This window comes from Saccharicrinis sp. GN24d3, from assembly GCF_052400645.1.
Lineage (GTDB): Bacteria > Bacteroidota > Bacteroidia > Bacteroidales > Marinilabiliaceae > Saccharicrinis.
The window spans coordinates 346,535-367,142 of sequence record NZ_JBQTGI010000003.1; the positions used below are offsets into that span (position 1 = coordinate 346,535).

The following is a 20,608-nucleotide window of genomic DNA, read 5'->3' on the forward strand; positions in this document are numbered from 1 at the left end:
TTCCCGACTTATTGATAAAAAATTACCTGAGGAATAGATGAGGTGGTGTAATTAATTAATCTAAACGAAAAATGGTTTGTAAACTAAAAAATATAGCATTAAAATTATTATTCTTTCTAATGGGAATAGTTATTTTATACTCTTGTGCACCTTCTGTAGATAAGGTTTATGTGGTAATTGGTGAGCATGCAAGTGAAGTTGAAAAAAGTACTGTTCAAGATTTTAAAGATGATTTACAAAAAGTCATCGATGGTGAAATAGCCATTGTTAGCCAGATCGATGAACAAGTAAAAGGTGGTACTGTCTTTTTATTAGGAACGATAGAGACCAATAATGAAATTGCAGAACTTGTTCAAAGTAACGATATAACTTTATCTGCCCAAAAACCGGGCCCTCGAGGTGGTGTTTGGGCACATGTGTCGCTTAAAAATGACCAAAAAGCCATTGTCTTAGCCGGATCAGATGTTCAGGGATTTCAATATGCTGTTTACGATTATACCCATGAGGTTTTAGGCATAGATCCTTTTGAATATTGGACAGGAAAGATGCCTGCGAAAAATCCGGATATGGATTTATATGCTTTTCAAAACCGTCAAATTGCGCCTCCTGAAGTACCTATTTTATGCTATTTTGAAAACGATGTGGATGAGTTGGCAAACTATCGTGGTAAATTGTTAGAATACGATTGGGAAAGTTATACCGAAATGATCAATTCATTGGTGCGAATTCGTTACAATGCCATTCAGTTTTTTGATATGTTAGGGCGACCAGAATTTTTTATTCGTCCGGAATATAAAAAACTAAAACCCGATTATCAGATTGATGAGGAGTATCTTGATAAGATGATTGATTATGCTCATCTTAAAGGAATGGAAGTTCAAGTTGATTTGTCCTTAGGTTATCAATTACATCCTCTACCTGTTGAAGAATCGTATTGTTGGTCTACCTATAAGGATAAATGGATAAAAGGCTGGAAATATTATTTTGAGAATACGCCTATCGCTAAAGCGGATATCTTTTCATTACGTCCCCGTCATCAGGTGTGGGATTGGGAATATGTGAGCGATTGTGGTGAGGATAAAACGGAAGTCTTTAATGAAGTGTATGCGGAATTAGGAAAATTGATTGATTATTATAAGCCTGAAGCAACAAAAATTGCATTCTGTTATCACGATGGTATGGAAATGTTCAATAAAGGCTTTAATCCTCCTAAAGATTGGATCGCTGTTTGGTGTGACAATGGCTTTGGCGAGTTTCTTCATATGCCAGATAGTAATAAGGGATACGAGTTTGGAACCTATATGCACGCCGGTTTCTGGAAGAATCATACCGTTCATAATCCCTACCCAATGGTTGTGGATACAATTATGAAAAAAATGTTTCGTGAGTATGATGCTAGTAAGTATTGTCAGGTCAATGGGCAGAATTTTAGACCTTTTTTGTTGAATCTCGAGGCTTATAGCGATGTATGTAATCGGCCTGAAAGCTTCGATGGTGAAGATTTCTATCGCACATGGACCGAACGTTATTTTTCTCCTGAAGCCGCTAAGCTAGCTGTTGAATCAATGAAAATATTGCATGATGTACAAACCGGTAGAAATGGTTATGTAGAGCACTTATGGGAGATTCGAAAAGCTATTTCGTACAATTCTAATTCCTTACTTCAGCGCCCAGGGAAAACACCAATACCTCACAGGTATGATAGGGTTTATAAAGATATTGATAACCTGAAGCGTGAGCTTGATAATTTCCAAGGAGCTGTCGATGCAGCCGAGAAAGGAGCTGAGCTGAATACAAAGAATGAGGCCTTTTATTATTCTTATGTGCTTTTGCCTGTAAAGCTTTACGGTGAATTGATCGTGTTTGAACGTTCATTGCATCAGATAGCATTACTGAAAAAAGAGTTTGAAGAGACACGTAATATGGATCTGCTTGTTCAGGCAAGAGTGCTAGTTCAAAAGGCTATGGATCAGCTTGAGACTGTTCATAAGACCACTATAGAGGGAGATAAGAACCCTAAATGGGCGAACTTCTATGATCCAGCTATTAGGAGACCAAACAATGGTTTTCCTCAAATGGAAGAGATGACGCTAATAATGAATTCTATAGAAACTTGGTAAAAACACTTGTTGCTACCTACCACATAAAATTAGAGATATGATGAATGAAATTATAGTAAAGTATTCAAGGCACTTAAGAAGGATGTTACTTGCTTTAGGTGTCATAGGTTTGACCTTATTGGGGAGTTGTAACTCTTTGGGTAAAGATGTTAAAGTGGTTCAGCAAGATCCTGTAGATATGGTTTATCCCTTGCTCGATACCGAAAATTCCCGCTGGTTCTTTTTCTCATCAGCTTGTCGCCCTTTTGGTATGGTTAACCTAAGTCCCGATACCCAGGTCGGTGGAGCCTGGGGAAGTGGTTATAGATATAAAACAGATACCGTAAAAGGATTTAGCCATATTCATGCCTGGCAGTTATCTGGCCTTTCTGTTATGCCAATTACCCTATCTAAGGGCAAGGAAAATACGGTCTTTAAGGATTTTTATTCAAAGTTCAGTCATGAAACCGAAAAGGTAACACCTGGTTATCATTACCTGGAATTAGAAAGGTATCAGACAAATGTTGAGTTAACCAGTACCAAACGGGTGGGATTTCACCATTATAGTTTCCCTAACCAACAACAAGCAGGTATCTTATTTAATTTAAACGGGAAACTAGGCCCTTGTGATATTGTAGATGGAAACCTGATAAAGACAGGACGTAAAGAATTAACGGGTGAGTTAGTTAACGCACCAACCATACGGCGTCCAAAACCTACCAAAGTATTTTTTAAAGTAGAGTTGGATGCAGACGTAGAGTCGGTTATTAGGGATGATGAAACTGGAAATTACCTGGTGTATCTTTCTAATAACAGTCAAGATGTATTGATGAAAATCGGAATTTCTTATACTTCAGTTGAAAATGCCGATGTTAATATAAAATCAGAGTTAGCACATTGGAATTTTGATCAGGTGGTCACTGAATCTAAAGAAGAATGGAATGGGCTTTTAAGTAGAATTAAGGTTGAAGGAAATACTGAAAAGGCTCAAAGAAGATTTTATACCGACTTATGGCATGCATTACAAGGTCGCAGAACGATAAGTGATGTTAATGGGGCTTACCCGGATAATACGGGCGATACATTTAGAGTAGGGCAATTGCCGTTAAATGATGAGGGTAAGCCTGCTTTTAATCATTATAATTCAGATGCTTTTTGGGGTGCACAATGGACTATCAATACCCTTTGGGGATTAGTTTACCCGGAAGTTATGGATGATTTCACCCATTCATTAATGCAATATTACAAAGATGGAGGCATCGTTCCTCGTGGTCCATCAGGAGGGAATTATACCTACGTAATGTCCGGGGCTTCTTCAACGCCATTTATAGTTAGTGCCATTCAAAAAGGTATTGTTAAAGTTAAACTAGAAGAAATTTATCAGGCTTTAAAACTGACACATATGTCTGGTGGAATAATGGAAAAAGCCGGATATGAGCATCATACTTCTATTGGAGGAGGTTTTAAATATTATTTAGATAAAGGATATGTTCCATATCCTATCCCTGAAGGTAAATTTGGTTTTCATCAGGATGGAGCAAGCCTGACCATGGAATATGCTTATCAGGATTGGACTTTGGCGCAATTGGCAAAAAAGCTTGGGTACGAGGAAGATTATCATTATTTTTTAAATCGATCTAACAATTACAAAAATACTTTTGATAAGGAAAGTGGCTGGATGCGACCTAGAGAGGTGAATGGTCAATGGCATGGCGAATTAGATCCTTATTTATACGAAACGGGATTTAATGAATCCAATGGTGCGCAGTCCACTTGGTTTGTTCCTCATGATATTACAGGCCTGGCTGAGTTAATGGGTGGAAATGCAAAGGCGGTTGAAAAATTGAATCAACAGTTTGAAACAGCTGAGAAAATAGGGTTTACTTCAGGTGATTCTCATGACAGGGAATTACATCCGGAATACAGACGTGTGCCAATTAACTATGGTAATCAACCCTCAATTCAAACAGCACAAATATTTAATCAATTGAATCGCCCCGACTTATCTCAATTCTGGACTCGGAAAGTAGTAAAAAGTGTGTTTTCTGGTTTAAGTCCCGCTACCGGTTTTAACGGAGATGAAGATCAGGGATTAATGGGTAGTTTATCCGTTTTGCTAAAAATGGGTCTGTTTCAGATGAATGGCGGAACCGAAGAAAATCCTGAATATCAGATTGGAAGTCCCATCTTTGATAAGGTAACTATTCAGCTAAATCCGGACTACTATTCCGGTAAAACATTTGTGATAGAAGCGAATAATAATAGTTTGAATCATCCTTATTTGAAAAGTATAAAGATAAATAACCAACCGGTTGATGGTTTTAGTATTACGCATAAGGATTTAGTACAAGGTGGCACCTTAGTTCTTGAACTTACTGATGAGGTGAGTCAATAGTTGTTTTTGTACCGATGAATTAGCTGAGTATTATTTTTGAGAATACACATTGATCTAGCTAAAATATATACGCTTTCAGTTATACCCCAGAGGGGTGAGGTATTATTAGCCCGGGGGTTCCTGTCTGCCGACAGGCGGGTAACCCCGGGATTCCAATATAAATAAAAATCGACGCATCACGAACAGATTAAGTATACAGAGTAACATTGCTTTAGAATAGAAAAAAATAAATTTATTATATGACGATTTTAAAAACGAATTGCTTAATACTTGTACTAAGTATATTTTGCATTCCTGCTATCGCTCAACTTAAAAACAAATCTGCCCTCGAAGAAGAATTTATGGATATGGGGTTAGGTATATTTATTCATTGGAGCATGGATTCTCAATTAGGAAGTGTAATTAGCCATTCTTTGGTAGGGGCTTCAGAAAATTATGTAAATAAATATTTTAATGAACTTCCAAAGACTTTTTATCCTGATAAGTTTAATGCTAATGAATGGGCACGTTTGTTTAAAGTAGCTGGGGCAGAGTATGTAGTGTTTACTACAAAGCATCACAATGGATTCTGTATGTGGGATACTAAAACAACCAATTTTAACATTATGAATACTCCTTATGGCAAGGATATTACAGCTTTGCTTTTTACAGCTTTGAGCAAACAAGGCTTAAAAGTGGGGGTGTATTTCTCACCTGAGGATTTTCATTTTCTTCACGAACAAGGAACTTTGATCTCTCGTAATCGTGCAATGAGCCAGATTACCGAGAATAAAGAGCTATTCGAATATGATAAAAAGCAAGTGGATGAGCTCATGACGAATTATGGAAATATTGATATGGTTTTCTTTGATGCTTTTCATACAGGTCCTCTTGTACAATATGTTCATTCAAAATATCCCGATGTGGTGGTTACTCGTGGTGAGATGAAGACGCCTGAGCAGAAGATTCCTGGTGGTTCTATGCCTGGTCCTTGGGAAACTTGTATGACTATGGGTACCCAGTGGCAATATAAGCCTACTAACGAAACCTATAAAAGCGGAACGGATATTATTAATAAATTGATAGAAATTAGAGCCAAAGGTGGTAACTTTTTAATGAATGTTGGTCCTAAACCCAATGGTGAAATTGCCATTGAGCAAGAGGAACGTCTGCGTGAGCTTGGTCTTTGGATGTTTGTGAATGATGAGGCCATTAAAAATATTCGTCCATTACCGGGTATTGTTAAGGATGGATATGTGTGGTTTACACAAAACGAAAAGGAGAATGCCGTATATGCCTTTATCACCGGACAAAAAGAATGGTTTAAAGGGCGACGAAGAAACTTTTTAATGAAAAACTTAAAAGCTACCGATAAAACTGAAATTTCGGTTTTGGGGCAGAATGATTTAGTGGTGGAATATTGGCCCGAAAATATTCCTGAATCCAGATTTATTCAGCATAAAGATCTATTAGAGATATCAGTTTCAAAAGCGCAACGCCTTTATAACGATAAAATATGGCCTAATCCGGTCGTGGTGAAATTAACCAACGTTGAGATTATAAAATAAACGATCTAGTAGTTATCTGCGAGTTTCTATTATAAATAGAGAAGTATTGAAGAAAATTGAAAAATATAAACATATGAAAGCGAAGTTGTTGTTGGTGTTAGGTTTGTGTATTCTACCTATGTTTTTAAACGCGCAAACAAATTATCCTTTTAAAGATTGTAGTCTATCTATCGATGAGCGAGTGGATGATTTAATGAGCCGCTTAACGGTGGAGGAGAAGGTGTTTTTATTACAAGCCTCGGCCAAAGAGATTTCTCGCCTGGGTGTGGATAAATACTATCATGGAAACGAAGGTTTACATGGAGTGGTTAAAGGAGGACGTTTTACCGTGTTTCCTCAGGCCATTGCCCTTTCTGCAACCTGGAATCCAAATTTGATTTACAATGTAGCTACGGCTATTTCAGACGAAGCCCGTGCCAAATGGAATTTTCTGAATCAAGGAAAAGACCAAACATCAGGATATAGTGATATGCTAACCATGTGGTCGCCAACAATAAATATGGCAAGAGATCCACGCTGGGGCCGTACGCCTGAAACGTATGGTGAAGATCCGTTTTTAACCAGTAAAATAGGTGTTTCGTTTGTAAAAGGATTACAGGGGGACGACGATAAATATTTGAAAGTAGTAGCTACACCCAAACATTTTGTAGCCAATAACGAAGAGGAAAATCGATTCGCATGCAATGCTGAAATATCAGAAAGAGCCTTGCGCGAATATTATTTGCCTGCTTTTAAAGCCTGTATTCAGGAAGGAAAAGCACAAGCGATAATGAGTGCTTATAACGCTATTAACGGTATACCGTGTACCGCAAACAATTGGTTGTTGAACACTGTCTTACGAGATGAATGGGGTTTTACCGGTTATGTGGTAAGCGACTGTGGGGCACCTACTTATTTGGAGAAGTCGCATCATTTTGTAGATACGAAGAAAAAAGCAGCTAAAGTGGCTATTGAAGCAGGATTGGATTTAGAATGTGGTCACAATATATATACCAATCATCTATATCCTGCTTATCAGGATGGTTTAGTGGATGAAGCAACGATTGATAAAGCAGCTCGTCGTGTATTAGAAGCTCGATTTAAACTTGGTATATTCGATCCGGCAGAAGGTAACCCTTATACAAAGATTTCACCTGATGTGATTAGTTCGCAAAAACATCAAGACCTGGCGCTGGAAACCTCCAGACAATCTATTGTATTGCTTAAGAATCAGGATAGAATATTGCCCTTAAAAGCCGGTAAGATTAAGAAAATTGCGGTAGTAGGTTTTAATGCCGATCAAGTCGTTTTTGGGGATTATAGCGGATTGCCAGCTATTTCTCCAATATCTCCCCTTCAAGGTATTCAAAATAAAGTGGGCGATAAAATAGAAGTAAGGCATGTGAAATGGAAAACGGCAGCCAGAAACCTTAACCTGCTTGAATCAGAATATTTACGTAATGATAAAAACAACGAAAAAGGTTTGTTCGCTGAATATTACGACGATAAGTTTTTGGAAGGAACACCACAAACACGCACCGATAAAGTAGTGAATTTTGACCCGGTAAATCAACCGCCGGATCCTTATACCAATTACAAACATAAATCAGTAAGATGGACAGGTTATATTGCTCCTAATATTTCGGGCGAGTATAAAATAGGTGTAAATTCTGATGATGGCATTCGTTTATGGTTAAATGATGAACTAGTTGTTGATGAATGGCACAATCGTGGCACAACTACTGATCAGGTGGCCCTTAAAATGGAAGCAGGTAAAAAATATGCCATTAAGTTGGAATATTTTGATAATGGTGGCGATGCAATTTGTCAATTGCTTTGGGAAGTGCCTAATACTATGGGTGATGATTTATACGCAGAAGACAAACAAGTTGCCAGATCGAGTGATTATGTGATTGCAGTAATGGGAATCAATAAATCCATAGAAAAAGAAGGTAGAGATAGAGTTGAATTAGGGCTTCCTGATGACCAAATTAACTATTTAAAAGATATCTATCAGGAAAATAATAATATGATCGTTGTCCTGGTAGCGGGTAGTTCCTTAGCTATTAATTGGATGGATGAAACAGTTCCAGCAATTGTGGATGCATGGTATCCGGGCGAAAGTGGAGGTGCCGCCATTGCCGATGTACTCTTTGGTGATTACAATCCGGCTGGCCGTTTACCATTTACTTTCTATAAATCGGCCGAAGACCTTCCTCCGATGAATGATTACGAAGTAAACAAGGGCAGAACCTACCAATATTTTGAGGGTGAGCCTCTTTATTCTTTTGGATATGGCTTAAGCTATACTTCTTTTGATTACAGTGATATGACAATTGTAAAAAATAAGGAAAGCGTAACGATTGCAGTAAAGGTAAAAAACTCAGGAGACTATAAAGGAGATGAAGTTGTTCAGCTGTATGTGAAGGATGTGAAATCATCCGTACAAAGACCATTAAAACAATTGCTTGGCTTTGAAAGGACTTCTTTAGCTATTGGTGAAACAAAAACAATTACATTTAAAGTGCCAGTGGAGAAACTGAAATACTGGGACGATAAATGTGAGGATTGGCATTTTGAAAAAGGAGCATTTGAGTTTATGGTCGGTGCATCATCAAGCGATATCCGACTAAAGAAAACCTGTAAGGTGAAATAAATTAAATGATTAATAGTTAGGAAGTATGAAGATATTATCGAATAGAAAAATGTACCTGTTGTTATGTCTGTTTTTGGCTTTTTGTACTTTGGGACAGGCTCAAATAACAGATGTGCCAACCGAAAATGATTTTGAAATAAAATATAATAAAGCAGAGCGAGTTGTAAAACTAGGCGAAGGTCACTATTTTATTGATTTTGGGAAAGCCTATTTTGGAACAGTTGTTCTGCATTCTAAACAGTTACAGAAGGATAGTTTGATTGTTCGATTAGGTGAAAAATTAGCTGATGCAAATCAGATTGATAGAAATCCAGGAGGTACCATTCGTTATCAACAAGTGAAGCTCGATCAACTTAAAGCCAATCAAGATGTGGTGGTTAGTTTGCAGGCGGATAAAAGAAATACGAAACCTGGTGCAATTCATCTTCCGGAATCATTTGGTGTAATCATGCCGTTCAGGTATTGCGAACTGGAGAATCTTCAGGTCCCGATTGAAGAAATTGAAATCAGTCAAAATGCATTTTATTATCATTTTAATGATGAGGCAGGAACTTTTACTTCATCGGATACAACATTGAATGCCATTTGGGATTTGTGTAAACACACTATTAAAGCAACCAGTTTTGCAGGTTACTACGTAGATGGTGACCGGGAACGCATTCCTTACGAAGCCGATGCCTATATCAATCAGTTGAGTCATTATGTGGTGGACAGTGTTTATTCAATAGCGCGCAGAACCAACGAATATTTTATAGAGCACCCTACCTGGCCTACAGAATGGCTTTTGCATACTGTATTACTGTACTATCAGGATTATATGTACACTGGAGAAACAGAGATGCTGGAGAAATATTATGATGTGCTCAAAATAAGAACTTTAATGGATTTGGAACGGAAGGATGGATTAATTAGTTCTAAATCAGATAAGCTAAATAGCGAATTCAAAACAAAATTAGGGTTTAAGAATCCTAAAACGAGGGTAAGGGATATTGTTGATTGGCCTGCAGGACAAAAGGATACCGGATGGAAGTTGGCGACCAAAGAAGGGGAACGGGATGGTTATGAAATGGTGGCCATCAATACGGTAGTCAATTCATTTTACTATTACAATCTGGTTTTGATGTCAGAGATAGCGGACCGTCTTGGGAAGACTGAGGATGCTGCTTTTTTTGAGCAAAAATCAGAAAAAATTAAGAAGGTCATCAATACGAAACTATTCGATAAATCGCGAGGGGTTTATATTGATGGGGAAGGTTCTAAGCATGCATCATTACATGCCAATATGTTTCCATTAGCATTTAATCTTGTACCCGAAGAGTATAAGGAATCTGTTATTGATTTTATCAAAACCAGAGGAATGGCCTGCAGTGTTTATGGTGCTCAGTATTTGTTGGATGGCTTGTTTAATGCCAATGAACCAGCGTATGCTTTGAAATTAATCACCGATACGACACATGACCGTACCTGGTGGAACATGATTGAAATTGGTTCTACCATGGCGCTGGAAGCCTGGGATATGAAATACAAACCCAATTCGGATTGGAATCATGCATGGGGAACTGCTCCTTTAAATGTTATTACACGACAATTATGGGGAATAACTCCCAAAACACCAGGTTTTGCCAGTATGCAAATTAAGCCTCAATTGACGAACCTACAATTTTCAGAAATAAAAGTTCCTACCATAAAAGGAAGTATTGAGGCTAAGTACATTAAATCGGATAGGAATGAGCAGATCTACGAAATTAAGTTACCCAAAGGTATGAGCGGGGAATTTATACTACCAGACAGTAAGATGAAAGTTTTGCTTAACGATCGCAAAGTTCGTAAGAATAGTAAAATTGTAAGGCTTAAAGAAGGTGTAAATATGGTAATAACTAAGCGTTAATATCGGTTTTGAATTAAAGTAACTTTGGTATGTTTTTCTGAGGGTGATTACATTTAAACAAATATTCCCATCGCACACCTCTTAATCTCCTAAAGGAGTCCTTGCGCTCGGGTCCCTTCAGGGAATAAAAGGGTGTGGGGAGACAAAAATTTAAGAAGAATCTTTAAATGCGTTTGCCCTGATGTTTTTCTGTTGTCCGTTATCCTATATTAGGATATTGAGTACATGGTTAGGCTGGTTATGGATGTTTGAATGAATGTTTTTATAACCAGGCATGGGATTTATGCCATGCAGATTTACGTATTGGGAATCGGTTTTAACCGAAATATAAATTCAAGGTTTCCGTAACTTGCGGCCGAACGAATCATTAATCAAAGATTATAATTTTTAAAAATGAGATTAACTTTTTTAGTACTTGCAGTTTTCTATATATCATTCACCCAGGCTCAAACAAGAGACACACTCTACCTATGGCCAAACAAAGTACCTGGTGAACTGAAAGAAAAACAAGCTGCAGTTGTGTCGAATAATTCGAGTGGCAATGTAATTCGCCTGGCCGAGGTAACCAATCCTGCAATAATAGTTTATAAGCCGGAAAAACCAAACAAGACAGGTGCGAGTATTATTGTATGCCCAGGTGGGGGCTATAATATCCTAGCGGTTGATAAAGAAGGGTACGAAGTGGCAGAATGGTTAAACACACTTGGGTATACGGCTTTTGTTTTGCAATATCGCGTACCCCAAAAACAGCTAGGCGCATTAAACGATATTCAAAGAGCGATTAGGTACGTGCGCAGCAAGGCTGATATCTACAATCTGAATCAGAATAAGATTGGTGTGATGGGGTTTTCAGCAGGAGGAAGTTTGTGTGCTCGAGCATCTACATTATTTAATCAAGATACATATTCCAAAGTAGATTCTATTGATCAGTTGTCGAGTCGACCTGATTTTTCTTTGTTGATTTATCCTGCTTATCTAGATAAAGGGGAAAAAAGAAGTATTACTCCTGAATTGAAAGTAAGCAGTGATACTCCTCCTTGTTTTATCTTCGGAACAGCAGATGATAAATATGGAAACAGTTCTTTGGTAATGGCTGGAGCACTTCGAGATTATCATGTGCCAGTTGAGTTGCATTATCAATATAAAGGAGGACATGGTTATGGATTGCGTCCGGGCAACGAAGCTGCGGAAAGGTGGCCAGGCTTGGCAGAAGATTGGATGAAGCGGATGGTTAATTCTAATGAGTTGAAAAATTATGCCAGAGTGCGAAACTTTCCGCGTACCACAGAGTTTGTAGAAAACGTACCTAAAAAAGAAAATGTATGGGTGTTTATGATGGCTGGTCAATCTAATATGGCTGGTCGTGGTCAGGTTGAACCACAAGATACCATTGCTTCGGATAGAGTTTTTACCATTAACAAAAACAATAAATTAATACTGGCTAAAGAACCTTTAAACATGCATGAGCCTACTATGAAAGGATTAGATTGTGGTTTGTCGTTTGGAAAAGAGTTACTAAAAAGTGTACCTGATAGTGTTTCGATATTACTTATTCACACAGCTGTTGGAGGCAGTTCTATTGGTCAGTGGTTAGGAGATTCAATACATCGGGATGTACAATTACTTACCAATTTTCGGAATAAAGTGGAGTTCGCAAAGCAGTATGGAACACTAAAAGGAATTTTATGGCATCAGGGAGAGAGTGATGCAAAAGAAGATCGCATTCCGCTTCACAAAAAGCGTATGACTCAATTATTTCAGCAGTTCAGAAGATATGCCGATAATAAGTCTTTACCTATATTTATTGGTGAGCTTGGAATATATTTAAAGAAGCATGAAGGAAGGATGCAGGTTAATAAACAGATTAAAAAATACGTTGCCAGAGATCGTCATGCTTTTATCATTCATAGCTCTGATTTAAAACACAGGGGAGATAATACTCATTTTAATGCTGAAAGCCAGAGAATATTGGGTAAACGATTTGCGGAGGAATATCTGAAAAGTTGTAAATAACCCAACCCTCAATTTTTACCATTGGTATTGAATTAGGAAGTTAAGTTGTAACCAAAAAAGGATGTATTGCTTGAATACATCCTTTTTTTTAGTTGTAAAAAATACAAAACTTTAGCACGATGAATGAGCGGATCCGCTCACACAACAAAAGTCTTTTCATTTTTGTAATTATGGGACCAAAACCAATTGATTCAAATGTCCGTTGATAATTTCAACTTCTTCTTTTGTTAAACTTGATTGAGCAGCTTTTGCATTCTGAATAGCTTGTTCCGCATTTCTGGCTCCAACCAAAGCAATCGAAATGGCAGGTTGTTCCAGCGTCCATAAAATAACCAGCTGACCCAGACTCAATCCTTTATCATTGGCAATGGGTTTGATTTTGTCTAGAAATTCATTGGTGCGTCGAAGGTTCTCATCTTTATAAAAAGCTCTTGTTGCACGTTGATCGCCTTCTCCAAATTTATAACCTGGTTTCATTTTTCCGGTTAGTAATCCTCTTTCAAGCGGACTGTAAGCAATAATTCCTTTCCCGTTTTCAAGAGAATAGGGAACGATTTCTTTCTCGATATCGCGCAATACCATACTGTAAGGAACTTGGTTCGAAGCCAGATTGATGTATCTTTCTGCTTCGGCAAACTGTTCTGTATTGTAGTTACAAACACCAGCATAACGAATCTTTCCTTCTTTGATCAGTTGGTTAAGTGCATCCATTGTTTCCTCAATAGGAGTGGTAACATCGGGCCAGTGTAGTTGGTAAAGGTCAATATAATCGGTACCTAAGCGCTTTAAACTAGCTTCGCACTCTTGTATGATACTTTCTCTACCGGCATATTTGTAAATATCGATAGCTTTGCCATTGTTATCTTCTGTTTTGAAAACGTGTGTGCCTTTTGCTAAGTCCCAACGCATTCCAAATTTAGTGAGAATTTGTACTTTATCTCGGGGAATGTCTTTTATTGCCTGACCAACAATTTGTTCACTGAATCCTTGTCCATATACCGGAGCTGTATCAATAGAGGTTACTCCTAAATCAAAAGAGGATTTTATCGCTTTTACGGATTCATTTTGTTCCGTGCCTCCCCACAACCAGCCACCAGCAGCAAAAGAACCAAATGTGATGGCTGAAAGAGTAAGATCAGTATTCCCTAATTTTCTGTATTTCATATGTATAATTATTTATAAATTTTTACGAGCAAATTTGTATTATCACTATTTTACGTGTTGACTTGTGGTCGCAGAAGAAGATTGAAAAAATCACAGTTTTTATTCTGTGTTTCTTAATCCATACTCTGTTCATACATTATTAGATACTTATGCATAGGCAGAAGAATGTCTGCTACGAACCCGATTTTGTGGTGTTTATCTATTTGTCAATCGGCAAATGGATTTGTTTTAAATTTTTCACTGGGCAAATTTACGTATAAAATATGTTAGGCGGCATATAATTTGGAAGTAAATATGAATAATTTATCGGTTGTAAACGAACCATTATCAGCTTTTAAGAACAAAAAAAGCTATATGAAAATTTAGTGATTGAGAAACAGGTGTTTTATTGTAATTCTTGATTGTATGAAAAAATGTGAGTATAAAGAACAAAGAGGTTATTGATTATTCGAATAGATTTCAATATTTCCGGATAAATTGCAAGGAAATTAAAGAAGCCAAACTATCGCTTATCACAAAAGAAATCCAAATACCGTTTAAGCCCCAAAGCCAGTTTAAGCTATACAGGATGGGAATAAACAGAAGAACAGGTCTTAGAATGGCGAAGAAGACAGCAATCTTTTTTTTGTGTAGCGCTTGAAAATAACGCGTAGCCACTATTTGAACCATGTAAAAAGGAATGGATAGAGCGAAAATGCGTAAAGCTATTCGGGCAACATTAATAACATTCTCATTACCATCGATAAAAATCCCGATGATTAAATTGGGAAACAGTTCCAGTACAATCAATCCTATAATTCCGGTTAGACCGACTAAGCCCATGGAATAAAATAAGGTTTTACGACTGCGTTCGGGGCGTTTCGCACCAAAGTTAAAGCTTACAATGGGCTGCATACCATCGCCGGTTCCCAGAGCAATCATCATAAAAACAACATTTACACTAAAAATAATTCCCATGGCTGTAACGGCAAAAGTTCCACCCGACTGAAGCAGCAAATTGTTGGCGAATATATTTTGGATGCTTCCGGAAACATCCATAATAAAGGGAGCTAAACCCAGGGAAAAAATAGAAAGAATCATGTTTTTTTGCAACCTAATATTTTTCCATTCTATTTTAATCAGGCTTTTACCACCAACGTAGTATCGGAGCAAAAGGATGGCATTTACACTCTGTGCAATAACTGTTGCCAGAGCGGCTCCACGAATCCCCATATGGAGATATTTCATAAATACAAGATCCAGGGAAACGTTTATAAGCGATGAAATTAAAATTAAGAAAGCGGGTAAGCGTGGGTTTCCTTCGGCACGGCAAGTGAACTCCAGCGCAATAAAAAAGGCAAAGGGAAACCCAAAGATGATTATCTGCAGATATTCGCCCGCTAATTCGGAAAGCTGTCCCTGAGCACCAAAGGCCTGTAGCAAAGGTTTGTAAAATAATAATCCGGCAGAAGTAAACAAAATAATGGTGATTAACAGACCAGCCATCATCGTTCCAAGTGCTTTTTCTGCTTTTTTGGGACGTGATTCACCTAAATATTTTGAGATTAAAACTCCCGTTCCGCTGCCGAACAAAAGGACAAAATCAAATTGAAAAAGAGAGACCGGGAAGGCTAAAGTCACTGCCGCCAGACCCTCAGCCCCCACAAACTGCCCCACAAAAATACGGTCAACAATATTATAAAGCGCATTTATTAAAAGACCTAAAACAGCAGGACCTGCATAAACCAAGAGTAGCTTAAATATTGGGCTCTCTTTTAGTGAATATTGTTTGGTACTCATAATTGATTAATTCAAATAATAACTATGTAATTGATAGGTAGGTTAATAGGTGCGACATGCTAATTGGTATACAAAAAGATATAATTGACTTCATGGTATAATATTTTACACATCTAAAAGTTTAATCAGCTTTTCAATATCCTTAATTATTAAATGTCGTGATATGTTTGCAACATTAATAACAGCAAAGCAAAACGTTAAATCTAATGCAAGATCTAAAGATATTCTTTTGAACTCTTTAGTACGATAGCTTATTGACTCGCCATTGGAGAAATGCAAGGAAACAAACTCTATTTCATCAATGTTTATTTTAAAACCTGCATCGTTCATCTTAAAACAAAATTATGAGGCAAATATTATTTTTCTCGTCCTCCACCTAAGGCCTGATACAAATTGATGACCGATTGCACCTGATCGTACCAATCGTTCGTTTCAGATAGTTGTGCATCCAGTAAATCCTCCTGAGCTGTCAGAACTTCCAAATAAGTTGATGATGCCAATTGAAATAACTCACGTGTATAGAGCACCGAACGTTCTAGAGCCTCCAGTTGTTTGCTACGATCCTCTTGTTTCTGTATGGCTGTAGAATATTGAAACAGAGCGTTGCTCACTTCGCTGCCGGCATTCAACAGGCTCTGTTTAAAATCAAGTAAAGCTTCCTCCTGAAGAGACTTTGCTATTTTTAAATTTGCCTTATTTACCCCTTGATTAAGAATTGGAGCCGTTAACGAACCGATGGCACTGGATAAAAGTTCCCCGGGATTGGCAATGATTCCGCCATTGCTATTGGTCCACCCTGCAGAAGCACTTATCGTAACATTGGGGTAAAAGGCAGATCGCGCTACGTTGGTGTTATAGAAAGCTGTGGCCAAGGCCATTTCGTACTGTTTTATATCCGGGCGATTCGCTAACATTTGTAAAGGGACACCAACCGATATCTGCTCTGGAAGCTTAATTGTTTGCCACTCGCCCCGTTTTATGGCCTGAGGTGCTTGCCCTAAGGTGATCGAAAGCGCATTCTCCGTTTCACGTATCGACTGTTGTAAGTCGGAATAGGAGGTCTTTAGCGCATAATAACTTGCTTCACTTTGCGTAATGGAAGCTTCATTGGTCATACCTACTCCTTTTAAAGCCCGCATGCTTTCGATTCGGTCTTCCCAGCTTAAGATTGTTTTAACGGTAATGTCCAGTTGCTTGTCGAGCATCAATAAATAATAGTAATTATCTGCGATGGTGGCAATCAACTGAGTTTGGACGGCTTGTTTGTACGCCTGGCTTTGTTCCAATGTCGTTTCAGCTCCTTTTTTTGTATTGCGTAAACCGCCAAACAAGGGAATCTGCCAGCTTGATGAAAGCCCTGATTCATATGATTTTGTAGTTGACCCATCGTAGTCGGATAGTGTACCCGTTGACGAAAAGGACAAATCGGGTGTGTAAGCTAAACGCGCCGATGAAAGTGATGCCTCTGCTTGCTCTATACGAAGCAATGCCGTTTGTAAATCTACATTGGCTTCCAGTCCCTGTTCAATAAGCGCCTGTAATTGTGGGTCAGTGAATAGTTCTCTCCAGGGAAGATTTCCTAAATTCACACTATCCTCAGGCATTACAGCATCAACCGAACTTGTGTCGCGATAGAGATTTTCTGTTGTGACTTCTGGTGTTTCGAAGGTTTTATATACCGAACAACTGCTTAGCAGTACTATGCCGATAAAATATATGATTATCTTTTTCATTCGTTTAAAATTGTTTGTTTTCAGTGGTAACTCATGGAACTCGCTTTTAATCATCCTCCTGTGTGGCAAATTTTGTGATGCTCGTTTCATCTTATTATAATTAGAACCAAGACACAAGAATCAAGACACAAGACAAAGAACTTTAATCATTCCCCTTTGTGTTTTAACTCTCAAGTCATGGTTGTTTGATTTTTTTATTGTGTGATACTTGCGTTACCTGTAGTAGTTTGGCTAAAATCCTCATTCAAGGGTTTAAATTTTTCCTGAAATTTTTGGAAGATGACAAACAAAGCAGGTGTAATAAATATCTGGCAAATCATTCCAATAAGCATTCCTCCAATAACACCTGTACCTAAAGAACTATTCCCGTTGGCGCCTACTCCACTTGCAAACATCATGGGCATTAACCCAACAATCAGCGTAAGCGAAGTCATCATAATAGGACGAAGACGTGCTGCTGCTGCTTCAATAGCGGCTTGCATAATCGATAAACCCTGTTGACGGCGTTCTATGGCATATTCCACAATTAAGATGGAGTTTTTAGCAATTAATCCAATCAACATGATGAGCGCTACTTGCAGATAAATGTTATTGTCAACTCCCATAATATTGGCAAACAATAAACTACCTGCTAATCCCATTGGAATTGAAAGCACGATAGTGATGGGGAGTATGTAACTTTCGTATTGCATACTCAACAATAAGTAGATAAACACAAATACAATAGCCAAAACATAGGCAGTAGAATTTGCACCGGTACTACTTTCTTCACGTGTCATTCCTGAAAATTCATAGCTGTAACCAGTGGGTAGCTCTTTTGCCAGTTCTTTGATCGCATTAATGGCTTCTCCAGAGCTGTAGTCACCGTCAGGCGAACCTGTTATACCAATTGAGGTGTACATATTAAAGCGGTTAATGTTGTCAGGACCATACGCTTTTCGAAGCGTTACAAATTGCGATATGGGTGCCATTTCCGTTCCGTTACGCACCATAATGTTATTCAAACTTTCGGTATTGGTACGATAATCCGGACTTGCCTGAATCATCACACGGTATAGTTTACCAAATCGGTTGAAATTAGAAGCATAAATACCACCATAATAACCTTCCAATGTAGATAAAATGACATCAGGACTGATTCCGGCGATTTTACATTTTTCCACATCCACATCGACCATATACTGCGGTGTCGATGCACTAAAAGAAGTACGTGCACTCTCTATTTCGGGTCGCTCATTAAGTTGCTGTATAAAATCCTTAGCGACCGTTTCGAAATCATTTAGATCACCACCTGTTTTATCCTGTAACTTCAATTCAAAGCCATTGGTTACGCTATATCCTGCGACCATAGGAGGCGCTAAATACATCATGTTCCCATTTTTAACGACTTTGGCTGTTTCTCTGTTTAGCTGAGCAATAATCTCATCTACACTTTCTCCATCGCCTCGCAAGTCCCAGTCTTTTAGTTTACACATTAGATTTCCATAGGTATTACCGGAACCATCAAGAAGACTATAACCATTACTTATGGAATACGATTCGATGGCAGGAATGCCTTGTACTATCTCCGATATCTTGGCCATTTCTTTTGTAGTCTCTTCCAATGACGTTCCCACGGGCATAGCAAGAGCACCAAAAATAGTTCCCTGATCTTCGTTGGGAATTAAGCCAGTGGGAGTGATACGCAATAAAACCACAAAAGCAATAATTACGATGCCAACAAGCGAGCCACTCATCAGTTTGTGAGCGGTAAAGAAGCCTACTCCTTTTTTATATTTATTCGTTAAACGTTTAAAGTTATCGTTAAAAGCGGTGTGAAAGCGTTGTGCAAAAGAAGTCTTCTTTTCGCCATGTTTACCCGAAGGTTTTAGCAATAGGGCACACAACGCAGGACTTAAGGTAAGTGCATTGATCCCCGAAATACCAATAGCAAATGCCATGGTTAATCCCATCTGCTTAAAGAAAATACCTGTTGTTCCACCCGTAAAGCTAACGGGGATAAAAATAGCCATCATCACCAAAGTGGATGTAACAACAGCACCGGATATCTCACCCATTGCATCTATAGAAGCCTGACGCGCCGAGGTGTAGCCGGCATCTATTTTCGCCTGAACCGCTTCCACCACAATAATGGCATCATCAACCACCGTACCAATGGCAAGTACCATGGCACATAAGGTAAGCAAGTTAACACTAAAGCCGAATACCCACATCAGAAAAAACGAACCCACTAAGGCAACAGGTATGGCAATGGTAGGAATAAGTGTGGAACGGGTATTTTGCAGGAAGACATACGTGACCAGGATAACCAATAGAAAAGCTTCGAGCAGTGTTTTTACTACTTCCCAAATCGAAGCGTATAAAAAGTCGTTGGTATTCAGCATGATAGCCGATTTTACACCATCGGGAAAATCTGCTTCTGCTTCTTCTAAGAAACTTGCAATACTATTGTTAATATCCATCGCATTGGAACCCGATGTTTGGAAAACCATACCAGTGACGCCAGGATGTCCGTTTATATTTGACGTAACACTACTTGATAAACGTCCCAGTTCTATGTTGGCAACATCTTTTAGATGTAGTACCTCCCCATCTTTGGTAGCCGAAATAACAATATTTTCGAAATCTTCTTCACTTTGCAAACGACCTTTGTACTTTAACACATACTGAAATGTTTGATTCCCCTGTTCGCCCAATTGTCCGGGAGCTGCTTCGATGTTTTGCTCGTCGAGTGCTGTTGTTATGTCGCTGGGCATAAGGTGATATTGTGCCATTACATCGGGCTTCAACCAGATACGCATGGCGTAGTTTGATCCTGTAATGAAAACATCACTAACGCCACTAATCCGTTTGATTTGTGGAATTAAATTGATATCGGCATAGTTCTCTAAAAACGAATAATCATATTGATCATTTTCGCTATAAAGACCAAAACCCATCAACATACTCGATTGACGTTTGCTGGTAGTCACCCCAATTTTGGTGACTTCAGAAGGTAATGATCCTTCAGCCTGGCTTACCTTATTTTGCACATTTATAGCGGCCATATCCGGATCGGTGCCCAGCTCAAAATAGACCAATATTGAGGCAGTTCCGCTATTGGTTGCCGTAGAAGTCATATAGGACATATTCTCAACACCATTGATTTCCTCCTCTAAAGGAGCAACCACGCTATTGAGCACGGTTTGCGCATTGGCTCCTGTATAAGTGGCCGATACCTGTATAGTTGGTGGTGCAATACTGGGATATTGGGTAATAGGTAGGGAGAATAATCCCAGTACCCCTAAAATGACAATAAAAACAGATATTGCTGAGGATAAAACAGGCCGAGTTATAAATTTATCAAATTTCATGA

Annotated in this window: 11 protein-coding genes; 6 read left to right on the top strand and 5 right to left on the bottom strand. The window is 38.4% G+C overall.

The window, feature by feature from the left end:
- Positions 1 to 119: 119 nt before the first annotated feature.
- The 6 genes from ACT29I_RS05760 to ACT29I_RS05785 all read left to right on the top strand — a co-directional run bounded on the left by ACT29I_RS05760 (position 120) and on the right by ACT29I_RS05785 (position 12,577).
- The gene (locus ACT29I_RS05760; protein ID WP_444792902.1) at positions 120 to 2,120 is read left to right on the top strand and encodes a glycosyl hydrolase 115 family protein; all 2,001 of its coding nucleotides are present in this window, start codon (positions 120 to 122) and stop codon (positions 2,118 to 2,120) included.
- 37 nt (positions 2,121 to 2,157) lie between these two features.
- Positions 2,158 to 4,494 carry a GH92 family glycosyl hydrolase gene (locus tag ACT29I_RS05765; protein WP_444792903.1) on the top strand — a complete coding sequence of 779 codons (2,337 nt, stop codon included), beginning with the start codon at positions 2,158 to 2,160 and terminating at the stop codon, positions 4,492 to 4,494.
- 239 nt (positions 4,495 to 4,733) lie between these two features.
- Positions 4,734 to 6,041: an alpha-L-fucosidase gene (locus ACT29I_RS05770; protein ID WP_444792904.1), complete on the top strand. Its 1,308-nt coding sequence runs from the start codon at positions 4,734 to 4,736 to the stop codon at positions 6,039 to 6,041.
- Between the two features lie 46 nt (positions 6,042 to 6,087).
- Positions 6,088 to 8,676 carry a glycoside hydrolase family 3 C-terminal domain-containing protein gene (locus tag ACT29I_RS05775; RefSeq protein WP_444792905.1) on the top strand — a complete coding sequence of 863 codons (2,589 nt, stop codon included), beginning with the start codon at positions 6,088 to 6,090 and terminating at the stop codon, positions 8,674 to 8,676.
- Positions 8,677 to 8,701: 25 nt separating this feature from the next.
- Complete coding sequence (locus tag ACT29I_RS05780) at positions 8,702 to 10,564, top strand: alpha-L-rhamnosidase-related protein (RefSeq protein WP_444792906.1); 1,863 nt, start codon at positions 8,702 to 8,704, stop codon at positions 10,562 to 10,564.
- 393 nt (positions 10,565 to 10,957) lie between these two features.
- Entirely contained in the window at positions 10,958 to 12,577 is a 1,620-nt protein-coding gene (locus tag ACT29I_RS05785; RefSeq protein ID WP_430931268.1) for a sialate O-acetylesterase, read from the top strand.
- A 168-nt stretch (positions 12,578 to 12,745) separates the two neighbouring features.
- Here ACT29I_RS05785 and ACT29I_RS05790 read toward each other — a convergent pair whose 3' ends face one another.
- From ACT29I_RS05790 to ACT29I_RS05810, 5 genes are all read right to left on the bottom strand, one after another.
- Complete coding sequence (locus ACT29I_RS05790; RefSeq protein ID WP_430931269.1) at positions 12,746 to 13,741, bottom strand: aldo/keto reductase; 996 nt, start codon at positions 13,739 to 13,741, stop codon at positions 12,746 to 12,748.
- Between the two features lie 459 nt (positions 13,742 to 14,200).
- Positions 14,201 to 15,520 (bottom strand): MATE family efflux transporter, encoded by a 1,320-nt coding sequence (locus tag ACT29I_RS05795; protein WP_444792907.1) that lies wholly within the window; start codon positions 15,518 to 15,520, stop codon positions 14,201 to 14,203.
- Between the two features lie 105 nt (positions 15,521 to 15,625).
- Positions 15,626 to 15,850: a hypothetical protein gene (locus tag ACT29I_RS05800; RefSeq protein WP_430931271.1), complete on the bottom strand. Its 225-nt coding sequence runs from the start codon at positions 15,848 to 15,850 to the stop codon at positions 15,626 to 15,628.
- 26 nt (positions 15,851 to 15,876) lie between these two features.
- Positions 15,877 to 17,253 (bottom strand): efflux transporter outer membrane subunit, encoded by a 1,377-nt coding sequence (locus tag ACT29I_RS05805; RefSeq protein ID WP_430931272.1) that lies wholly within the window; start codon positions 17,251 to 17,253, stop codon positions 15,877 to 15,879.
- A 194-nt stretch (positions 17,254 to 17,447) separates the two neighbouring features.
- Complete coding sequence (locus ACT29I_RS05810) at positions 17,448 to 20,606, bottom strand: efflux RND transporter permease subunit (protein ID WP_444792908.1); 3,159 nt, start codon at positions 20,604 to 20,606, stop codon at positions 17,448 to 17,450.
- Positions 20,607 to 20,608 lie beyond the last annotated feature (2 nt).

Coding starts and splice junctions, on each gene's coding strand:
- ACT29I_RS05760 (WP_444792902.1), top strand. CDS start 120: ATGGGAATAGTTATTTTATACTCTTGTGCACCTTCTGTAGATAAGGTT.
- ACT29I_RS05765 (WP_444792903.1), top strand. CDS start 2,158: ATGATGAATGAAATTATAGTAAAGTATTCAAGGCACTTAAGAAGGATG.
- ACT29I_RS05770 (WP_444792904.1), top strand. CDS start 4,734: ATGACGATTTTAAAAACGAATTGCTTAATACTTGTACTAAGTATATTT.
- ACT29I_RS05780 (WP_444792906.1), top strand. CDS start 8,702: ATGAAGATATTATCGAATAGAAAAATGTACCTGTTGTTATGTCTGTTT.
- ACT29I_RS05785 (WP_430931268.1), top strand. CDS start 10,958: ATGAGATTAACTTTTTTAGTACTTGCAGTTTTCTATATATCATTCACC.
- ACT29I_RS05790 (WP_430931269.1), bottom strand. CDS start 13,741: ATGAAATACAGAAAATTAGGGAATACTGATCTTACTCTTTCAGCCATC.
- ACT29I_RS05795 (WP_444792907.1), bottom strand. CDS start 15,520: ATGAGTACCAAACAATATTCACTAAAAGAGAGCCCAATATTTAAGCTA.
- ACT29I_RS05800 (WP_430931271.1), bottom strand. CDS start 15,850: ATGAACGATGCAGGTTTTAAAATAAACATTGATGAAATAGAGTTTGTT.
- ACT29I_RS05805 (WP_430931272.1), bottom strand. CDS start 17,253: ATGAAAAAGATAATCATATATTTTATCGGCATAGTACTGCTAAGCAGT.
- ACT29I_RS05810 (WP_444792908.1), bottom strand. CDS start 20,606: ATGAAATTTGATAAATTTATAACTCGGCCTGTTTTATCCTCAGCAATA.